The organism is Enterobacter sp. 301B, assembly GCF_003850715.1.
Lineage (GTDB): Bacteria > Pseudomonadota > Gammaproteobacteria > Enterobacterales > Enterobacteriaceae > Enterobacter > Enterobacter intestinihominis.
The window spans coordinates 1-16292 of record NZ_PQTC01000011.1 but is presented as its reverse complement, the minus strand read 5'-3'; the positions used below and the strand labels follow the sequence as shown (position 1 = coordinate 16292).

The 16292-nt window shown below is 51.8% G+C and carries 18 protein-coding genes; 5 read left to right on the top strand and 13 right to left on the bottom strand.

Annotation, left to right across the window (positions count from 1 at the left end):
* Positions 1 to 28: 28 nt before the first annotated feature.
* The 11 genes from C3451_RS13490 to zapE form a co-directional block, all read right to left on the bottom strand.
* Complete coding sequence (locus C3451_RS13490) at positions 29 to 733, bottom strand: DUF1120 domain-containing protein (RefSeq protein WP_022649546.1); 705 nt, start codon at positions 731 to 733, stop codon at positions 29 to 31.
* Positions 730 to 1260, bottom strand: coding sequence for a hypothetical protein (locus tag C3451_RS13485; RefSeq protein WP_045622117.1), 531 nt, complete (start codon positions 1258 to 1260; stop codon positions 730 to 732). Before C3451_RS13485 ends, C3451_RS13490 begins: the two co-directional genes overlap by 4 nt.
* Complete coding sequence (locus C3451_RS13480; RefSeq protein WP_023298733.1) at positions 1257 to 3644, bottom strand: fimbrial biogenesis usher protein; 2388 nt, start codon at positions 3642 to 3644, stop codon at positions 1257 to 1259. The genes C3451_RS13485 and C3451_RS13480 overlap by 4 nt, the downstream gene beginning before the upstream one ends.
* A gap of 24 nt (positions 3645 to 3668) precedes the next feature.
* Positions 3669 to 4340, bottom strand: coding sequence for a fimbria/pilus chaperone family protein (locus tag C3451_RS13475; protein ID WP_022649549.1), 672 nt, complete (start codon positions 4338 to 4340; stop codon positions 3669 to 3671).
* A 147-nt stretch (positions 4341 to 4487) separates the two neighbouring features.
* A complete protein-coding gene (locus tag C3451_RS13470; protein ID WP_022649550.1) occupies positions 4488 to 5234 on the bottom strand; it encodes a DUF1120 domain-containing protein in 747 nt (248 codons plus the stop codon).
* Positions 5235 to 5283: 49 nt separating this feature from the next.
* Complete coding sequence (locus tag C3451_RS13465) at positions 5284 to 6024, bottom strand: DUF1120 domain-containing protein (RefSeq protein WP_022649551.1); 741 nt, start codon at positions 6022 to 6024, stop codon at positions 5284 to 5286.
* Between the two features lie 269 nt (positions 6025 to 6293).
* On the bottom strand, positions 6294 to 6791 hold the full coding sequence (sspB, locus tag C3451_RS13460; RefSeq protein ID WP_032622090.1) for a ClpXP protease specificity-enhancing factor: 498 nt from the start codon (positions 6789 to 6791) through the stop codon (positions 6294 to 6296).
* Between the two features lie 5 nt (positions 6792 to 6796).
* Complete coding sequence (gene sspA, locus C3451_RS13455; RefSeq protein WP_003860438.1) at positions 6797 to 7435, bottom strand: stringent starvation protein SspA; 639 nt, start codon at positions 7433 to 7435, stop codon at positions 6797 to 6799.
* Positions 7436 to 7742: 307 nt separating this feature from the next.
* Positions 7743 to 8135, bottom strand: coding sequence for a 30S ribosomal protein S9 (gene rpsI / locus C3451_RS13445; RefSeq protein ID WP_003860436.1), 393 nt, complete (start codon positions 8133 to 8135; stop codon positions 7743 to 7745).
* Between the two features lie 15 nt (positions 8136 to 8150).
* Entirely contained in the window at positions 8151 to 8579 is a 429-nt protein-coding gene (gene rplM / locus C3451_RS13440; RefSeq protein WP_003860434.1) for a 50S ribosomal protein L13, read from the bottom strand.
* A 289-nt stretch (positions 8580 to 8868) separates the two neighbouring features.
* Positions 8869 to 9993, bottom strand: a complete 1125-nt coding sequence (zapE, locus tag C3451_RS13435) for a cell division protein ZapE (RefSeq protein ID WP_045622119.1) — start codon at positions 9991 to 9993, stop codon at positions 8869 to 8871.
* Positions 9994 to 10182: 189 nt separating this feature from the next.
* On the opposite strand from zapE, the gene zapG reads away from it, so the two are divergent.
* From zapG to degS, 3 genes are all read left to right on the top strand, one after another.
* Complete coding sequence (zapG, locus tag C3451_RS13430; RefSeq protein ID WP_022649554.1) at positions 10183 to 10581, top strand: Z-ring associated protein ZapG; 399 nt, start codon at positions 10183 to 10185, stop codon at positions 10579 to 10581.
* A gap of 170 nt (positions 10582 to 10751) precedes the next feature.
* Complete coding sequence (degQ, locus tag C3451_RS13425) at positions 10752 to 12119, top strand: serine endoprotease DegQ (RefSeq protein ID WP_022649555.1); 1368 nt, start codon at positions 10752 to 10754, stop codon at positions 12117 to 12119.
* A 92-nt stretch (positions 12120 to 12211) separates the two neighbouring features.
* A complete protein-coding gene (gene degS, locus C3451_RS13420) occupies positions 12212 to 13279 on the top strand; it encodes an outer membrane-stress sensor serine endopeptidase DegS (protein ID WP_003860430.1) in 1068 nt (355 codons plus the stop codon).
* Positions 13280 to 13330: 51 nt separating this feature from the next.
* On the opposite strand, the gene mdh is transcribed toward degS, so the two are convergent.
* A complete protein-coding gene (gene mdh, locus C3451_RS13415; RefSeq protein ID WP_022649556.1) occupies positions 13331 to 14269 on the bottom strand; it encodes a malate dehydrogenase in 939 nt (312 codons plus the stop codon).
* Between the two features lie 397 nt (positions 14270 to 14666).
* Between mdh and argR the strand changes: the two genes are divergently transcribed.
* Complete coding sequence (gene argR / locus C3451_RS13410; RefSeq protein ID WP_124304331.1) at positions 14667 to 15137, top strand: transcriptional regulator ArgR; 471 nt, start codon at positions 14667 to 14669, stop codon at positions 15135 to 15137.
* Between the two features lie 378 nt (positions 15138 to 15515).
* Positions 15516 to 15779 carry a peroxide/acid stress response protein YhcN gene (yhcN, locus tag C3451_RS13405; protein WP_006812160.1) on the top strand — a complete coding sequence of 88 codons (264 nt, stop codon included), beginning with the start codon at positions 15516 to 15518 and terminating at the stop codon, positions 15777 to 15779.
* A 59-nt stretch (positions 15780 to 15838) separates the two neighbouring features.
* On the opposite strand, the gene C3451_RS13400 is transcribed toward yhcN, so the two are convergent.
* Positions 15839 to 16111, bottom strand: coding sequence for a barstar family protein (locus C3451_RS13400; RefSeq protein ID WP_022649557.1), 273 nt, complete (start codon positions 16109 to 16111; stop codon positions 15839 to 15841).
* Between the last annotated feature and the right edge of the window lie 181 nt (positions 16112 to 16292).

The following is a 16292-nucleotide window of genomic DNA, read 5'->3' as shown; positions in this document are numbered from 1 at the left end:
TTTTCGATATTCTTTTACAGAAAAGAGATTATAAATAGACCAGCGTAATCACCGCCTCGCCGTCCAGCTTGATCTCTTGCCCGCTGCCAAGCCCGTTGGCGACAGCGGCGCTCACCTGTAGCGGAACAACCGCCGATGAGATCGGCTGCGGAATATCCGTGCCTTTTTGCACAAACGTATAGAAAAAGTCCTGCTGGGTCGGCAAGGGCAATAGCGTCGTGCGCGTCCATGGACCATTTTTGGTCGCGGCCCCGGCGATCTCCACCTGAACAGCGGCACTTTCGTCGGCTGCCGTCACGCCTGCCGCGTTAATTTGCACCCCATAACTGCCAATCGGCTTCTGCTCGCTGGTCAATCCTAAACCAAACAGGCGGGTCGTATCACGCACATAGGCACCGTTATTTATCTGGAATTTTACCCCTTCTTGCCCGGATTTATCTTTGCCAACGACCACGGAACTTGCGCGGGTATCACGCGCGGTAATCGCAACTCCCGTAGAAGATTCACACGTCACCGATAGTGTAAGATCGCGAGTACCAAGCTGTGTGAATGCGCTGGAGGAGAGCGACCCCGCATAGCGCGTGCCGAAATCTGCCACACCGCCATTGCTCAACGCCGGTGTACAGGCGGCAGCGTCAACGGTGACATCCACATCAATATTGACCGTATCAGTTGCCCATACCGCTGAAGCGGCAGACATTCCGCAGAGTAATAGCGCTATACGCTTTTTCATTGTACATCCATCCTTACGCGTAAATTTCCGCGCCACACTTCTCTGTCCGTAATATGGTTACTTTTGAAGCGCGGTTTGATGGTAAGCGTGACAGACGCCGTTTTTCCCCGCAGCTCCTGACCGTTGATAAACGCAATCCCTTCGTTAAGCGCTGGCGCGATCTCTCTCACGCCGCCATTGGTAACCCACGGGTCGCCGGCATGGATAGCCGCCAGATTGACTGTACGATCGTCCACCGTTGCCTGCGCGGCAGTAATGCGCATGACGCCGTTATCACCAAAACCAAATTCATGCCCTTTCGGTACGTTACTGCCCAGAAAGAGACGAATACGCGACGGTTCATCACATATCACGTTCAGGACAATCTGTTTCTCCGGCATCTCAATCAACGTGTTCCCTTCCGCCTGGCGCTCTGCGGCACTCATACGGCCATAGCTGAGTTTTTGCTGGCTTGATACTAACTGGCAGTCAGCCATAGCATGTAGAGAAAACGCCATTGCGCACACGGCTAAAATAAGCGCCTTCATTTACACACCTCATTGACAGTTTCATAGAATGTATCGGTATTTGCCTCTTTCGGAAGCTTCAGACCAAATGCACAGGTGCCGTTATCCAGTTTTGCCACCACCTGTTGAGCAGGTTCAACATCGTTAAAAAAGACCACGCCGTCATCCACTGAGGTCGTAAGATAATTTCCGTGCGAATCCTCAAGGGCGATCCCTTTCGGCAGCTTTTTACCGTTTGCCAGGGTAACGTTCACCAGTGCACGTCGCTGGGTTAACGCAGTAAAATCAAGATGCCCTACCGCTCCTTTGCCAAGCGTGACGACACGGGTTCCATTCCCGATATCCATATTTTTCGGCAATGTTTCCGTGTCCACTTCTACCCGCGCTGGGCGCCAGGCTCCCACTGACGGTACCACTGCCTGACCACGGAAGTCGGTCCATACCGGCCCCTGGGGCGTGTCAATCCTCACACCGGAGACGGGTTTATCCAGAGCAGCGATCGCGAACGTGTCGCGGATCGCCCATGGAGAGAACGTAACGCCTTGTCCATGAACCGCGATGCCCCCCTGTAGCGATCCTGAATAGCTGCGGCTATTCTCGTTATCCGAACTGGCGCTCAGGCCAAGCTGCGTATAGTGAAGGTTGCTGCTTATCCCACCGTTTACATTATCGCGATTCGTGGCCTGATCGTGTTCAGCTCCCAGCGACCAGGATGTGGTATCACTTACAACGCCAAGCGCAGAGGCGCCATACCGCGTTTTATGGTCATCATGACGGCTGTACAGGCTAACGCTATTGCTGGCACCAAAAGGAATACTGAGGTTGACGTAGAACAGATCGCCATCATCCTCATTCTCCTCATCTGCACTCAACTGATGTTGCCAGTTCATGGAAATCGTGGCGTACTTGAATGACTTGTTCCAACCCGCAGAGATGAAGCGGGAATCATCTGACTTATCATAACCCTGCGTTTGGTAGTAGCTGGTGCTAAGCGTGCCTAAGTAGGGCACACTCCAGGTCAGCCCGGCGGAATACTCATTTTTATTACCGCTGTCGAAATCATCATCCAGTGCTTCAAAAAGTTCGCGATAGTCTTGCGATTTATGCGTAACAGAGGCGTTAGCCCCCATGCCAAATGCGGGGTCAGAACTCCATGTTGCCGATAGCGTGTACCTCTGCCCTTTCAGTGAATCTTTCGAATCGTTGGACTGGTTCGCCTGGAGTGAAACAAGCCAGGCTGGTAGCGGCACGGTATCAAGGCTGGTGGCGACAGCCTGGTAATCTTCGCCTACGATTGAGCCTGCGTTGACATTCACCCGTTCGCTTAGTTTCCAGCCTCCAGAAAGGCTGGCTACCCATGGCGTTTCACTATAGCTATCGCTCACTCGTCCCAGCGCGAAGTGATATCCTGAAGGCGCCCCTGCGCTCTGGTTATACAGCGCTGCGGGCACCACATAGCTGTGCTGGCTGCCATCGGTTTCCACTACCGTCACGTTCAGATCGCTAACGCCGTTACGTACCGGCACATCGGTGAGATTAAACGGCCCGACCGGCACCAGTGTGCTGTACACCAGAACATTTTGCTGACGCACTTCAATACGGGCCTGAGGCGTATTGGCGATACCGGACACGCTCACTCCGCTACCGCCCTGTTGTAAGGCGCTCTCCGGTGAAAGCTCGATACCATAGATTCCCGTTCCCTGAAGAAGGGAGTTATTGATATTGACCTCGCCCGCCCTCAGGGTACTTTTCAGGGGGACAAAAGTATGCTGCAAATAGGTCGACGAGTTATTACTCTCGAATTCTCCGTCGCTCCGGCTCAGCAGTTGCTGAGTACGTAAGATCCAGTCGTCGAAATTGACCCCACCGTCCAGCATGGCCTGTGAATAGTCAGAGTGCCCGTCACCAAACTCATTGCGCGAGGAGAGAAGAGAATAATTCAACAGCGCAGCAGTGCCACCGGAAGTATAAGCTCCGATATCCGATTCGCTGTTTGCTACCCGATCCGCCGGTACAACCAGACTTAGAGATTCTTGCGCAGGCGAAGCCTCCACAATAGCGCTCGGGATATGACCGGTATAATCGTAGCAGCCGGACTCATAGTCAGAGGGAACTTTTAATCCTGCCTGCTCCATAAAAGGTTTGTCGAAACAGAGATCGCCGTTGTTGTCGAAACGAGCAATAACGTTGCCTTTATTATCACCATTCACCTTCAGGGCGACGGAAACGCTACCCGGTAAATACTTCGTCTTGCGAGAGAAATAATTTGATACGTCCGGGTTTATCCCCAGTGAACGAAGCGTTTCCTGATCAAAATTAATGGCAGCAGTCTCCATCTGCTGAGCCATCGCCTGGCCAGAACAGACCAGGCCAATGAGACAGGCGAGTAACGTTTTTTGCTGCATATCCTTTGCTGTCCTTATAGAGGCTTACTTCAAATCTGTAGTAAAGCGATCCCCTTTATAGCCGTAACGACTCGCCGGATAGAATTCAACTTTATTATCAGAGAAATTTGGTAATGTTGTTTTTATCGAGGTGTGAGGAAGGATGTAGGTCTTATCCAGCACACCCGCTTTTCCTGAGGGTAATGTTTTAAAGGATGCCGTTATACGAACAACGTAATCGCTGGGATTGTTGATAACCAGGCCATCACCCTTTTTGTTCCATGTCAAAAATTTCCATGGCTGCGTCTCCTCAGGTAGACCCGCAGGATGAATTACAACAGGAAGATCCTGGCGGATAGTCAACGCAACTTTATCTTCTCCTTTCTCCTTTGGAGGAATGCCTTCGAACGTGACGCGTTTAAGTTCTTCATACTTCATGGGTTTGCTGGTTTGCAGCAGAAAACGCATTCGCTGTGTTTCCCCGGCGTCGACACGGACTACAGGTTGAGAAACGATTAAACGAATAGATTTATCGCTATCAGGTAAATCTACAATGTTTGTATAAAGCAATGCAGGCTGCGAATCCGTATTTTTAACATTCATACTGGCTTCGCCTTTTTGTGCATCGACTAATAAAACCGATGTTTCTGGAACCATACCGGTGGCACAACACTTTGTCGCTACAGCCAACAACGCAAGATATAGAATTTTCTTCATGACTTTCCACTCACATAAATAAATAAAAATCATACCGGCATTATTTTTATTATTCTTGCGGCAGAGAAAGCTATTTTAATGCAAAAAAAGCGTGACAATGGCTTTTAAATACTCTAACCATTGCCACGTTAATTAAGCGTTAAATTATTAGAGATATACCAGACTAATGGTTGCGTTACCGTCCAGCGTAATTACGTCAGTCGTACCTAATACCGAGTTATCCTGCACTGCAGAGGTAACCAGCAACGGCACGCTAAGCTGTTTGAAGGCTTTTGGCTGCGTGGTTCCGGCTGTTGCTACGGTATTCGCTTTTTGGTAGCCCGTGCAGCCATTAAGCGAGCAGAGGTAACCCAGGCCTGGCGCAACTTTCTCCCAGGAACGCTGGCCTTCAGTGATGCTCCCTGTTACCAGGGTGTCAACATTCGCGCCATCCGCTGTGACCGCTTCAGTATTGATGGCAACGGTGTAAGCACCAATGCTCACGCCAGCGGTGGTTTTACCCAGACCAAAGGCACCAGCGGTGTTGCTGAAGTCTGATTTATCCGTACCGCTACCTGCGATAAACGCGGTTGAAGACAGGTTAACGCGACTGTCCAGGCGGTTATCGGTGGAGGTAAAAGCAACGCTCATGTTGCTTTCGCAACTGATATTTAGCGTGATGCTTTTCTGCCCCAATTGTACCAGCTTGTTTGTCGCACCGGTCGGTGCAATATTTTGGTTCAGTACCGTTCCATAATCTACAACGCCGCCATCAGGCAGGGTCGGCGTACATGCAGCCGGGTTAATCGTACCGACAACTTTCAGCGTAACATCGTTAGCGGCCTGGGCAGCAAAAGCGGATAAACCGAAGGCTACGGCGACGGTTGCTGCCGAGAGTACTTTTTTAAATTCCATTATTTTCATTTCCCGATTTATTTTCTACAGCATTTAGCAATAACGAATATCAAAGATAAACAAGGCTCAGCGTGGCATTACCGTCAAGCGTGATAGTATCGCCTGTACCCAATACAGTGTTGTCCTGAAGCGCAGTTGTAATGCGTAACGGCATATTCATAACTTTAAAAGCTTTTGGTGTGGTGGTTCCCGATGCAGCAGCCGTAAAGACACGTGTCTGGCCTGTGCCACTGTTAACTGGTGCAAAAGCACCCGTACTGGATTTTACCCAGGTATAATTTGATGTATCGGTACCTGTGGCAGCAATGAGATCAGCGACAACACCATCTGTTGTTGTATTAACGGGATCTGCTGCAATGACATAGGAGCCAATATTCACACCCGCACTCGTTTTACCCAAGCCATAGGCGTTTCCTGAAGCGTTAGCATTTACATTATCGAAAAACCCATTTTCAATATAAGCGGCGCTCCCCAGGCCCACACGAGTATCATGGCGGTTATCCGTAGAAGTCACCCCAACGCTGGTATCGCTGTCACAGGTAATAGTGAGAGTAATACTTTTAGCCCCCAACTGAACCAGTGTATTCGCCGTGCCAGTTGGATTGATGGTAGAAGCTGGCATTGTGCCATAATCTACCACTCCACCGTTTGGCAGTGAGGGTACGCAGGAACCAGGAACGATATTACCAATAACTTTCAACGTCACATCATTAGCAGCGTGTGCATTTGACATGGCGAGGGCTGCACAAATAGCAGCAGATGAAAATAATTTTTTAAAAGTGATATTCATAATTTGTCCTTAAAAGAAAATCCGTTTTTGTTAACGCACATATATATTTTCACAGGGTGATATCGGATACAATCAAATTAAAATAAAACATTATTGAAGATAAATTTAACTGTCCTACAGAAAATAACCCAACAAGATTAATCCCATGCCAATTAATAGACCGATATCTTTTGCAAAGACACAAGTTTTTTAGAGAGTAATTTTATGCAGAAAATAAAAAAACCTGCACAGCTGTGCAGGTTCGGAAAAAATATTGTGCTTTATGAAGTTTATTTGACGACACGGAGTGCCGGACGACCACCGCGCGGAGGCGGATCGTCATCAGGGTCATTGTCGTCGTGATGATCGGGTTTATCGCCATCAATCACAGACATTACCGTGTCGCTTTCACGTTCATCGGATGTCCCATCATCGTTCAGGCTGGCGACCTCTTCATCATAAGCCGCTTCCGGTTCGAACATGGTACCTGCACCGTTTTCACGGGCGTAGATAGCCAGAACCGCAGCCAGCGGAACGGAAACCTGACGCGGCACGCCGCCGAAACGCGCATTAAAGCGCACTTCGTCGTTCGCCAGTTCCAGGTTACCCACTGCACGTGGCGCAATATTCAGTACAATCTGTCCGTCGCGTGCGTATTCCATTGGAACCTGCACGCCCGGCAACGTCACATCCACAACCAGGTGCGGCGTGAGCTGGTTATCCAGCAGCCATTCATAGAAGGCGCGCAGCAGATACGGACGGCGTGGTGAAAGTTGTGACATTTCCACAGTCATTAGCCTCGGCCGAGACGCATTTCGCGCTCCGGTTCAGTTAAGGATGCCAGGAAAGAGTCGCGTTCGAATACGCGAGTCATGTAGCCTTTCAGCTCTTTCGCGCCAGGACCGCTGAATTCTACGCCCAGGGTTGGCAGGCGCCACAGCAGCGGTGCCAGGTAGCAATCTACCAGGCTGAACTCATCGCTCAGGAAGAAAGGTTTTTGACCAAATACCGGCGCAATCGCCAGCAGCTCTTCACGCAGCTGTTTACGCGCAGCATCCGCTTCTGAAGAGGAACCGTTAACGATAACGTTCATCAGCGAGTACCAGTCTTTCTCGATACGCTGCATGTACAGGCGGCTTTCACCACGCGCAACAGGGTAAACAGGCATGAGCGGCGGATGCGGGAAACGCTCATCCAGGTATTCCATAATGATACGGGATTCCCACAGGGTCAGCTCACGATCCACCAGCGTCGGTACGCTTTGGCTCGGGTTGAGATCGATCAGATCCTGAGGCGGGTTATCCTTTTCCACATGCTCGATCTCAAAACTGACACCCTTCTCGGCCAGCACGATACGAACCTGATGGCTATAAATGTCAGTAGGACCAGAAAACAGCGTCATTACCGAACGTTTGTTGGCAGCGACAGCCATGAAAACCTCCAGGTATATTCAGAATTTTTACTGCTACCAGCCCAACGGGGCCAGCCAGATGATGTATCGCCCATCCCAGAGAAAACACATTGTTCAAGAATCGAACAAAAATCGAGTATTCACCGATATTTGGGCATAAAATTGGATGATAGTTTACCAGATTTTGATGGCTTTGTGGTGAGGGGATGCCGGAAATGTGGAAAAAGAGAAGATATATGAAATGTTACTGTGGATAACCTGCGCATTATCCATAAAAAAACCCGCCGAAGCGGGTTTTTCGCCAATCGTTCTGCGTAAGCAGAATAGATTAACGTTTGGAGAACTGTGGACGACGACGTGCTTTACGCAGACCCACTTTCTTACGTTCAACCTGACGAGCGTCACGAGTAACGAAGCCAGCTTTACGCAGTTCAGAACGCAGGGATTCGTCGTACTCCATCAGCGCGCGGGTGATACCGTGACGGATCGCACCTGCCTGACCGGAGATACCACCACCTTTAACGGTGATGTACAGATCCAGTTTTTCTACCATATCAACCAGTTCCAGCGGCTGGCGAACTACCATGCGGGCAGTTTCGCGACCGAAGTATTGTTCCAGAGAACGCTGGTTAATTACGATTTTACCACTGCCCGGTTTAATGAAAACGCGAGCTGCGGAACTTTTGCGGCGACCAGTGCCGTAGTATTGATTTTCAGCCATTGCCTATAATCCCGATTAGATGTCAAGAACTTGCGGTTGCTGTGCCGCGTGGTTGTGCTCGTTGCCTGCGTAAACTTTCAGTTTACGGAACATAGCACGACCCAGCGGGCCTTTTGGCAGCATGCCTTTAACCGCGATTTCAATCACACGCTCAGGACGGCGGGCAATCATCTCTTCAAAGGTCGCTTCTTTGATACCACCGATGTGGCCGGTGTGGTGGTAGTACATTTTGTCAGTACGCTTGTTGCCGGTAACAGCAACTTTGTCAGCGTTCAGAACGATGATGTAATCACCGGTATCAACGTGCGGAGTATATTCCGCTTTATGCTTACCGCGCAGGCGACGAGCCAGTTCAGTAGCCAGACGGCCCAGAGTTTTACCGGTCGCGTCAACAACATACCAGTCGCGCTGTACGGTTTCTGGTTTAGCTGTAAAAGTTTTCATTAAAAGCTTACCCAAATAATAAGTTACACGTTGGTGAACACCCAAACGTTTAGTCAGTTGAGGTTCACACGACAAAGTCCGGCAAACCTACCCCTTCGAATAGCACATGCCGACACATAGAAAGTTTCGGGAAAAAAACCTTCTCGTAACGTGGGGTCGCAAGATTATAGAGAAGTTGAGGTCAAAGATCGACCCTTAAATGTGATTTGGGATGGGTTTTTCGGGGTTGCGTATTCTGCGGTCTGGTGCCCTCACCCCCAGCCCCTCTCCCACGGGGAGAGGGTAGCATTTATGGCATATGCTCACGCTTGAGGTACTCTTCGCTCTGCATCTCTTGCAGGCGCGACAGGCAGCGCTGGAACTCAAACTTCAGGCGCTCGCCCTGATAGATCTCATATAAAGGCACCTCGGCACTGACTACCAGCTTGACGTGGCGCTCATAAAACTCGTCCACCAGCGCGATGAAGCGGCGCGCTTCGCTCTCCATGAGTGGGGTCATGACGGGCACATCCCATAACATAACGGTATGGAACAGACGCGAAAGCGCAATGTAGTCATGCTGGCTGCGGGCGTCCACGCAGAGCGTTGCAAACGAGACGGCCAGCGTCTGGTTCTCTACGCCAAGCGTCGGCAACGGACGATGATTAATCTCCAGCGCTGGCGCGTTATCCCGCGGCGCCCCTGCCAGCGCCAGCCAGAGTTTATTCATCTCGCGGGATGTGTCGGCATTCAGCGGTGAAAGCCACAGGTGCGCCTGCGTCAGCGTGCGCAAACGATAGTCGACGCCAGCGTCGACATTCATGATGTCGCAGTACTGCTTAATGGCATCTATGGCTGGCAGGAAACGCGCCCGCTGGAGACCGTTGCGATAAAGCTCATCCGGCGGGATATTTGAGGTCGCCACCAGGGTGATCCCACGCGCAAACAGCGCTTTCATCAGCCCCCCCAGCAGCATCGCGTCCGTAATATCGGAAACAAAGAATTCGTCGAAGCAGAGTACGTCCGTTTCCGCCTTGAAGCGGTCCGCCACGATTTCCAGCGGGTCGGTTTCGCCCTGGAGCGCCGTCAACTCCTCATGAACCCGCAGCATAAAACGGTGAAAGTGCAGACGCTGCTTACGCGTGCCGGGCAGGCTCTGGTAGAACATGTCCATCAGCCAGGTCTTACCCCGCCCAACGCCGCCCCACATATATAAGCCACGAACCGGTGCGTTTACCGTGGGCTCTTTTTTGCCCAGTAAACGGCCGAATGCCGCCTTCAGCCCACTGCTCTGCACCGCATCGGCGGGTTTCGCCAGAAGCTCCTGGTAAATCGTGTCCAGGCGGTTTACCGCTTCACGCTGGACATCATCCGGCTGGTGTGTGCCCTCACTCAGGGCGAGTTGGTAACGCGATGATGGGGACAGGTTTTGCATGATGTTATTGTTATTCCTTTAGTTAAACCTCATCAGCGGTCGTGGCTGATGAAAAAAAGGCCGTTCTACACTACGCGATGATACGTCAGGATTCCACTTCTGCGGAAATAGCGGTTATAGTGGCATAATCAGGCACAGGCAGGAGCCGAGCCAACACCCTACGGAACAACAAGACAACGGGAGAAGTTCATGACCTGGGAATATGCGCTAATCGGTTTAGTCGTCGGCATCATCATTGGTGCTGTGGCCATGCGTTTCGGTAACCGCAAATTGCGTCAGCAGCAGTCACTGCAATACGAACTGGAAAAGAACAAAGCCGAACTGGAAGAATACCGCGAAGAGCTGGTCAGCCACTTTGCCCGTAGCGCTGAGCTGCTGGACAACATGGCGACAGATTATCGCCAGCTCTACCAGCACATGGCGAAAAGCTCCAGCAGCCTGCTGCCGGAAATGACCGCGGAGAGCAACCCCTTCCGCAATCGTCTGGCGGACTCTGAAGCCGGTAACGATCAGGCACCGGTTCAGATGCCACGCGACTATTCAGACGGCGCGTCCGGCCTGCTGCGCGGTGGCGTAAAACGCGATTAATCGCACAACCTGAATAAATTTTACGGGCGCACCTTATGCGCCCGTCCTTTCTTCCCGTCCCCAGCTATTATTTAGTCAAACACCTCATTGTTCAGCGGTTGAAAATTCAATAACATCAAGATGTTTTTGGGGCCGTTCTTTTTCATTCCAGGATACGAGAGTCAGCATCGATGAAGAAAAAAAACCAGCTGTTGAGCGCCTTAGCGTTAAGTGTCGGGTTATCTCTCTCGGCGTCCTTCCCCGCCAGTGCGGCACTGCCTTCGCAGGTGCCAGGACAAGAAGCCATTCCCAGCCTTGCGCCGATGCTTGAAAAAGTCCTGCCTGCGGTAGTCAGCGTTCAGGTGGAAGGGACGGCACGCCAAAGCCAGCGTATTCCCGAAGAGCTGAAGAAATATTTTGGCGAAGAGGCGCCGGATCAGCAGGCTCAGCCGTTTGAAGGCCTTGGTTCGGGCGTGATTATCGACGCGGCCAAAGGCTATATCCTGACCAATAACCACGTGATCAGCCAGGCTGATAAAATCAGCGTTCAGCTGAACGATGGCCGGGAGTTTGACGCCAAACTGATCGGCGGTGACGATCAGAGTGATATCGCCCTGCTACAGGTGCAAAACCCCAGCAACCTGACCCAGATCGCCATCGCCGATTCCGATAAGCTGCGCGTGGGTGATTTTGCCGTCGCGGTCGGTAATCCGTTCGGTTTAGGGCAGACCGCCACCTCCGGGATTGTCTCTGCCCTGGGGCGCAGCGGCCTGAATCTCGAAGGGCTGGAAAATTTCATCCAGACCGATGCCTCCATCAACCGGGGCAACTCCGGCGGTGCGCTGCTTAACCTGAACGGCGAACTGATCGGCATTAATACCGCTATCCTCGCACCAGGCGGCGGCAGCATCGGGATTGGTTTTGCCATTCCGAGTAACATGGCTAAAACCCTGTCTCAACAGCTGATACAGTTTGGCGAGGTTAAGCGCGGGCTGCTGGGCATTAAAGGCATGGAGATGAGCGCTGATATCGCCAAAGCCTTTAAGCTCAACGTCCAGCGCGGGGCGTTTGTCAGCGAAGTGCTGCCCAACTCAGGTTCTGCGAAAGCGGGCGTGAAATCCGGTGACGTTATTGTCAGCCTGAACGATAAACCGCTGAGCAGCTTCGCTGAATTACGTTCGCGTATTGCCACCACGGAGCCTGGCGCTAAAGTGAAGCTGGGCCTGATCCGCGAGGGCAAACCGCTGACCGTGGAAGTGACACTGGACAAGAGCACTTCCTCTTCCGCCAGTGCAGAACAGATCTCCCCGGCGCTACAGGGCGCAACGCTGAGCGACGGTCAGCTTAAAGACGGCACGAAAGGCATTTCTGTCACTGCCGTTGAGAAAAGCAGTCCAGCCGCGCAGGCAGGTTTACATCAGGACGACGTGATCGTGGGCGTGAACCGCACTCGCGTGCAGTCTATTGCCGAAATGCGTAAGGTGCTGGAGAGTAAACCGGCGGTCATTGCCCTGCAAATTATCCGTGGCAACGACACCCTCTACATTTTACTGCGTTAACCATTTGCGACTCCGGGCATCGCCGCTGCGTGTGATGTCCGGATAACTCATGTTATGCTGCAAACCGTTCCTTTTTTAACGACACACGCATCATGCTTTTAAAGCTCTTTCGTTCAATTGTCATTGGTTTGATCGTTGCCGGTCTGCTGCTGGTGGCTATGCCATCTTTACGCCAGTTCAACAAACTGTCGGCTCCTCAGTTCGACAGCACGGATGAAACGCCTGCAACGTACAATCAGGCGGTACGCCGTGCCGCCCCCGCCGTGGTTAACGTCTATAACCGCGGGCTTAACAGTTCCGCTCATAACCAGCTGGAGATCCGCACGCTCGGTTCCGGTGTGATCATGGATGACCGGGGTTACATCATCACCAATAAACACGTGATCAACGATGCCGACCAGATTATCGTCGCCTTGCAGGATGGCCGCGTGTTTGAAGCCCTGCTGGTGGGGTCGGACAGCCTGACCGATCTGGCGGTGCTGAAGATCAACGCCACGGGCGGTCTGCCGACTATCCCGATTAATCGCAAACGAACGCCGCATATCGGCGATGTGGTGCTGGCGATCGGTAACCCGTATAACCTGGGCCAGACCATCACTCAGGGGATCATCAGCGCGACAGGTCGAATTGGACTGAACCCGTCAGGGCGGCAGAACTTCCTGCAAACCGATGCCTCGATCAACCACGGTAACTCCGGCGGTGCGCTGGTGAACTCTCTGGGCGAACTGATGGGCATTAACACCCTCTCCTTTGACAAGAGCAACGATGGCGAAACACCGGAAGGGATTGGCTTTGCCATTCCGTTCCAGCTGGCGACCAAGATCATGGACAAGCTGATCCGCGATGGCCGCGTGATCCGTGGCTACATCGGTATTGGCGGGCGTGAAATCGCGCCGATGCATACGCAGGGCGGTGGTATCGATCAGATCCAGGGGATTGTGGTCAACGAAGTGGCACCTGGCGGCCCGGCGGCCAATGCAGGTATCCAGGTGAACGACGTTATTCTTTCCGTCAACGGCACGCCGGCGGTCTCTGCGCTGGAAACGATGGACCAGGTGGCGGAAATTCGACCCGGCTCTATCATCCCCGTAGAAGTCATGCGTAATGACAAGAAGCTCACGATTCAGGTCACCATCCAGGAATACCCGGCCACTAACTGACGGGCATAAAAAAACGGAGCTTAGCGCTCCGTTTTTTTTACCGGGACAAGATCACTTGTTAACGAACTCTTCGCCCAGCGTGATGTCTTTCTTCAGCGTATCCAGCATGCCTTCCATCGCGTTTTGCTCAAACGCGCTCAGCGTGCCGATAGACTTACGCTCTTCAACGCCGTTTTTACCCAGCAGCAGCGGCTGAGAGAAGAAGCGCGCGTGTTCACCGTCGCCTTCTACGTAAGCGCATTCAACCACGTTTTTCTCGCCCTGCAGCGCGCGAACCAGAGACAGGCCGAAACGCGCCGCCGCCTGGCCCATAGACAGGGTTGCAGAACCGCCACCCGCCTTCGCTTCCACCACTTCGGTGCCTGCATTCTGAATACGTTTGGTCAGGTCAGCCACTTCCTGCTCGGTGAAGCTCACGCCCGGGATCTGCGACAGCAGAGGCAGGATGGTCACGCCAGAGTGTCCGCCGATAACCGGCACTTCCACTTCCGTTGGCTGCTTGCCTTTCAGCTCAGCCACGAAGGTATTGGAACGGATGATATCCAGCGTAGTTACGCCGAACAGTTTGTTCTTGTCGTAAACGCCCGCTTTCTTCAGCACTTCTGCTGCGATGGCAACGGTGGTGTTCACCGGGTTGGTGATGATACCGATGCACGCTTTCGGGCAGGTTTCAGCGATCTGCTGAACCAGGTTTTTCACGATGCCCGCGTTGACGTTGAACAGGTCTGAACGATCCATACCCGGTTTACGCGCAACACCCGCGGAGATCAGCACCACATCGGCATTCTGCAACGCAGGACGCGCATCTTCACCGGAGAAGCCTTTGATTTTCACAGCTGTCGGGATGTGGCTCAGGTCAACCGCCACACCTGGGGTTACCGGAGCAATATCGTACAGGGAGAGTTCTGAGCCTGAAGGCAGTTGGGTTTTCAGTAGTAGGGCAAGCGCCTGGCCGATACCACCAGCAGCGCCGAGGACTGCGACTTTCATCCTAAACTCCTTATTATGGTTAACTTAAGTATCTGTAACTCCGTTGCGGCGACCATAATTCAGCACGTCATTAATTACAATTTTCATCGCTAAAGAATTTGAGGTCGCACGTCTTTGACCTTCACCCGAATGCTATCAGGCTGTGGGCAACAACGAATTAAGAGGGGGTTACAATACACCCTGCCACGCCACCAAAACAACATCATTTTGATAACATTTAATTTACTTTTAAGCTTATTTGCGCGGCGTGACCCAGGCATGTTTTCTGATAACGAAATCTGATAAAATCTCTCCCTTTCATAACATTATTTCAGCCTGGTGCCAGGTAGATAATTTGCATAAAAATTCATCCACATGCATAATAATGTTGTTTCTATCGTCATATTCCGGGTGACTTATGCGAAGCTCGTCTAAGCAAGAAGAATTAGTGAAAGCGTTTAAAGCGCTACTCAAAGAAGAGAAATTCAGTTCTCAGGGAGAAATTGTTCAGGCGTTGCAGGAGCAAGGCTTCGACAACATCAACCAGTCGAAGGTCTCCCGCATGTTAACCAAGTTTGGTGCAGTGCGTACGCGCAACGCCAAAATGGAGATGGTTTATTGCCTGCCTGCTGAACTTGGCGTGCCAACGACCTCCAGCCCGCTGAAAACCCTGGTTCTGGACATTGACTATAACGATGCCGTGGTCGTGATCCACACCAGCCCGGGTGCAGCCCAGCTGATTGCCCGCCTGCTGGACTCGCTGGGTAAAGCAGAGGGGATCCTCGGGACCATCGCCGGCGATGACACCATTTTTACGACCCCGGCAAATGGTTTCTCGGTGAAAGACCTCTACGAAGCGATTCTGGTCCTGTTCGAACAGGAGCTGTAATCTTCTGCCCCGTAGCGCCTGGCTGCGGGGATCATTCTGCTGCCGCCTCGTTTTACCCTGCTTTTCTCTGCCTGCTGCTTTTGCAAATAGTGCTTTTTACCGCCTGTTAACATTCATTCAGTGAATGATCTGCCGTAAAATCGCACTAAAAATCAAAGCCTCCTATCCAATTGATTTACATAAGAAAAAATCATAACGCCTGCAGAGTAACGCCCTTTTTTATTCATTCCCGTTATAAAAAATGATGTTTTTAACACATAATAACAGGCGAAACCATTAGTCTGGTATTAATTTTTTCCGTGATTAGTGTATACTTGATTTTGTGATGAGGGTCACAGAACAAAGACCCCAGTAAAATAATTGACGAGGTAAATAATCATGAAAATTAAAACCACTGTAGCTGCCCTGAGCGTACTGTCAGTCCTGTCATTCGGTGCGTTTGCAGCCGACACTATTAACGCCGAACAGGCACAATCCCGTCAGGCTATCGGGACCGTTTCTGTTGGTGCCATCGGTACTTCTCCGATGGACATGCACGAAATGCTGAACAAAAAAGCGGAAGAACAGGGTGCGTCATCTTATCGCATCATCGAAGCGCGCAGTGGCGACCACTGGCACGCTACCGCAGAACTGTACAAATAAACCCTCGTCGTATCTCATCATACGACTTGCCCCTGACCTCCCGGTCAGGGGCTTTTTTATCACTGGCGCACGTTGAAACGCAGTTGCCCTTCCAGCTCCTCCTCCGCTTCATCAAACAATAAAATCAATGCGCCAAAGCGTCTGCGCAGTTTTTCAGGCAGATGGGTAAATTCGATCTCCAGCGGTAACGGCAGCCTGTCGCCGGTAACCACATCCCACAGCATATCAAGATTGTTTACGCTGCCCCGCTCCAGGTCGAACGCCCGGATAAACTCGCGGTAGAAGTCTTCCTGACTATCAATTTCGTCAAAATCAAAGGTATAAATTTTCATTGCCAGCCACCCGGTACAGGCGGGCGGCAGATGCCGCCCTGTCTATTATAAGCCCCCGATATGCAGGGTTTTAACTTCCAGAAACTCCTCCAGCCCCAGCACGGACCCCTCGCGCCCCCGCCCGGACTCGTTTCCGCCCCCAAACGGACACAGCCCGGTCCAGACCGCCCACTCATTCATT

Excerpts from the sequence above, each read along its gene's own strand:
- C3451_RS13480 (WP_023298733.1), bottom strand. The coding sequence starts at position 3,644 with ATGCAGCAAAAAACGTTACTCGCCTGTCTCATTGGCCTGGTCTGTTCT.
- degQ (WP_022649555.1), top strand. The coding sequence starts at position 10,752 with ATGAAGAAAAAAAACCAGCTGTTGAGCGCCTTAGCGTTAAGTGTCGGG.
- C3451_RS13490 (WP_022649546.1), bottom strand. The coding sequence starts at position 733 with ATGAAAAAGCGTATAGCGCTATTACTCTGCGGAATGTCTGCCGCTTCA.
- zapG (WP_022649554.1), top strand. The coding sequence starts at position 10,183 with ATGACCTGGGAATATGCGCTAATCGGTTTAGTCGTCGGCATCATCATT.
- C3451_RS13485 (WP_045622117.1), bottom strand. The coding sequence starts at position 1,260 with ATGAAGGCGCTTATTTTAGCCGTGTGCGCAATGGCGTTTTCTCTACAT.
- yhcN (WP_006812160.1), top strand. The coding sequence starts at position 15,516 with ATGAAAATTAAAACCACTGTAGCTGCCCTGAGCGTACTGTCAGTCCTG.
- argR (WP_124304331.1), top strand. The coding sequence starts at position 14,667 with ATGCGAAGCTCGTCTAAGCAAGAAGAATTAGTGAAAGCGTTTAAAGCG.
- rpsI (WP_003860436.1), bottom strand. The coding sequence starts at position 8,135 with ATGGCTGAAAATCAATACTACGGCACTGGTCGCCGCAAAAGTTCCGCA.
- degS (WP_003860430.1), top strand. The coding sequence starts at position 12,212 with ATGCTTTTAAAGCTCTTTCGTTCAATTGTCATTGGTTTGATCGTTGCC.
- C3451_RS13400 (WP_022649557.1), bottom strand. The coding sequence starts at position 16,111 with ATGAAAATTTATACCTTTGATTTTGACGAAATTGATAGTCAGGAAGAC.
- zapE (WP_045622119.1), bottom strand. The coding sequence starts at position 9,993 with ATGCAAAACCTGTCCCCATCATCGCGTTACCAACTCGCCCTGAGTGAG.
- rplM (WP_003860434.1), bottom strand. The coding sequence starts at position 8,579 with ATGAAAACTTTTACAGCTAAACCAGAAACCGTACAGCGCGACTGGTAT.
- mdh (WP_022649556.1), bottom strand. The coding sequence starts at position 14,269 with ATGAAAGTCGCAGTCCTCGGCGCTGCTGGTGGTATCGGCCAGGCGCTT.
- C3451_RS13475 (WP_022649549.1), bottom strand. The coding sequence starts at position 4,340 with ATGAAGAAAATTCTATATCTTGCGTTGTTGGCTGTAGCGACAAAGTGT.
- sspA (WP_003860438.1), bottom strand. The coding sequence starts at position 7,435 with ATGGCTGTCGCTGCCAACAAACGTTCGGTAATGACGCTGTTTTCTGGT.
- C3451_RS13465 (WP_022649551.1), bottom strand. The coding sequence starts at position 6,024 with ATGAATATCACTTTTAAAAAATTATTTTCATCTGCTGCTATTTGTGCA.
- C3451_RS13470 (WP_022649550.1), bottom strand. The coding sequence starts at position 5,234 with ATGGAATTTAAAAAAGTACTCTCGGCAGCAACCGTCGCCGTAGCCTTC.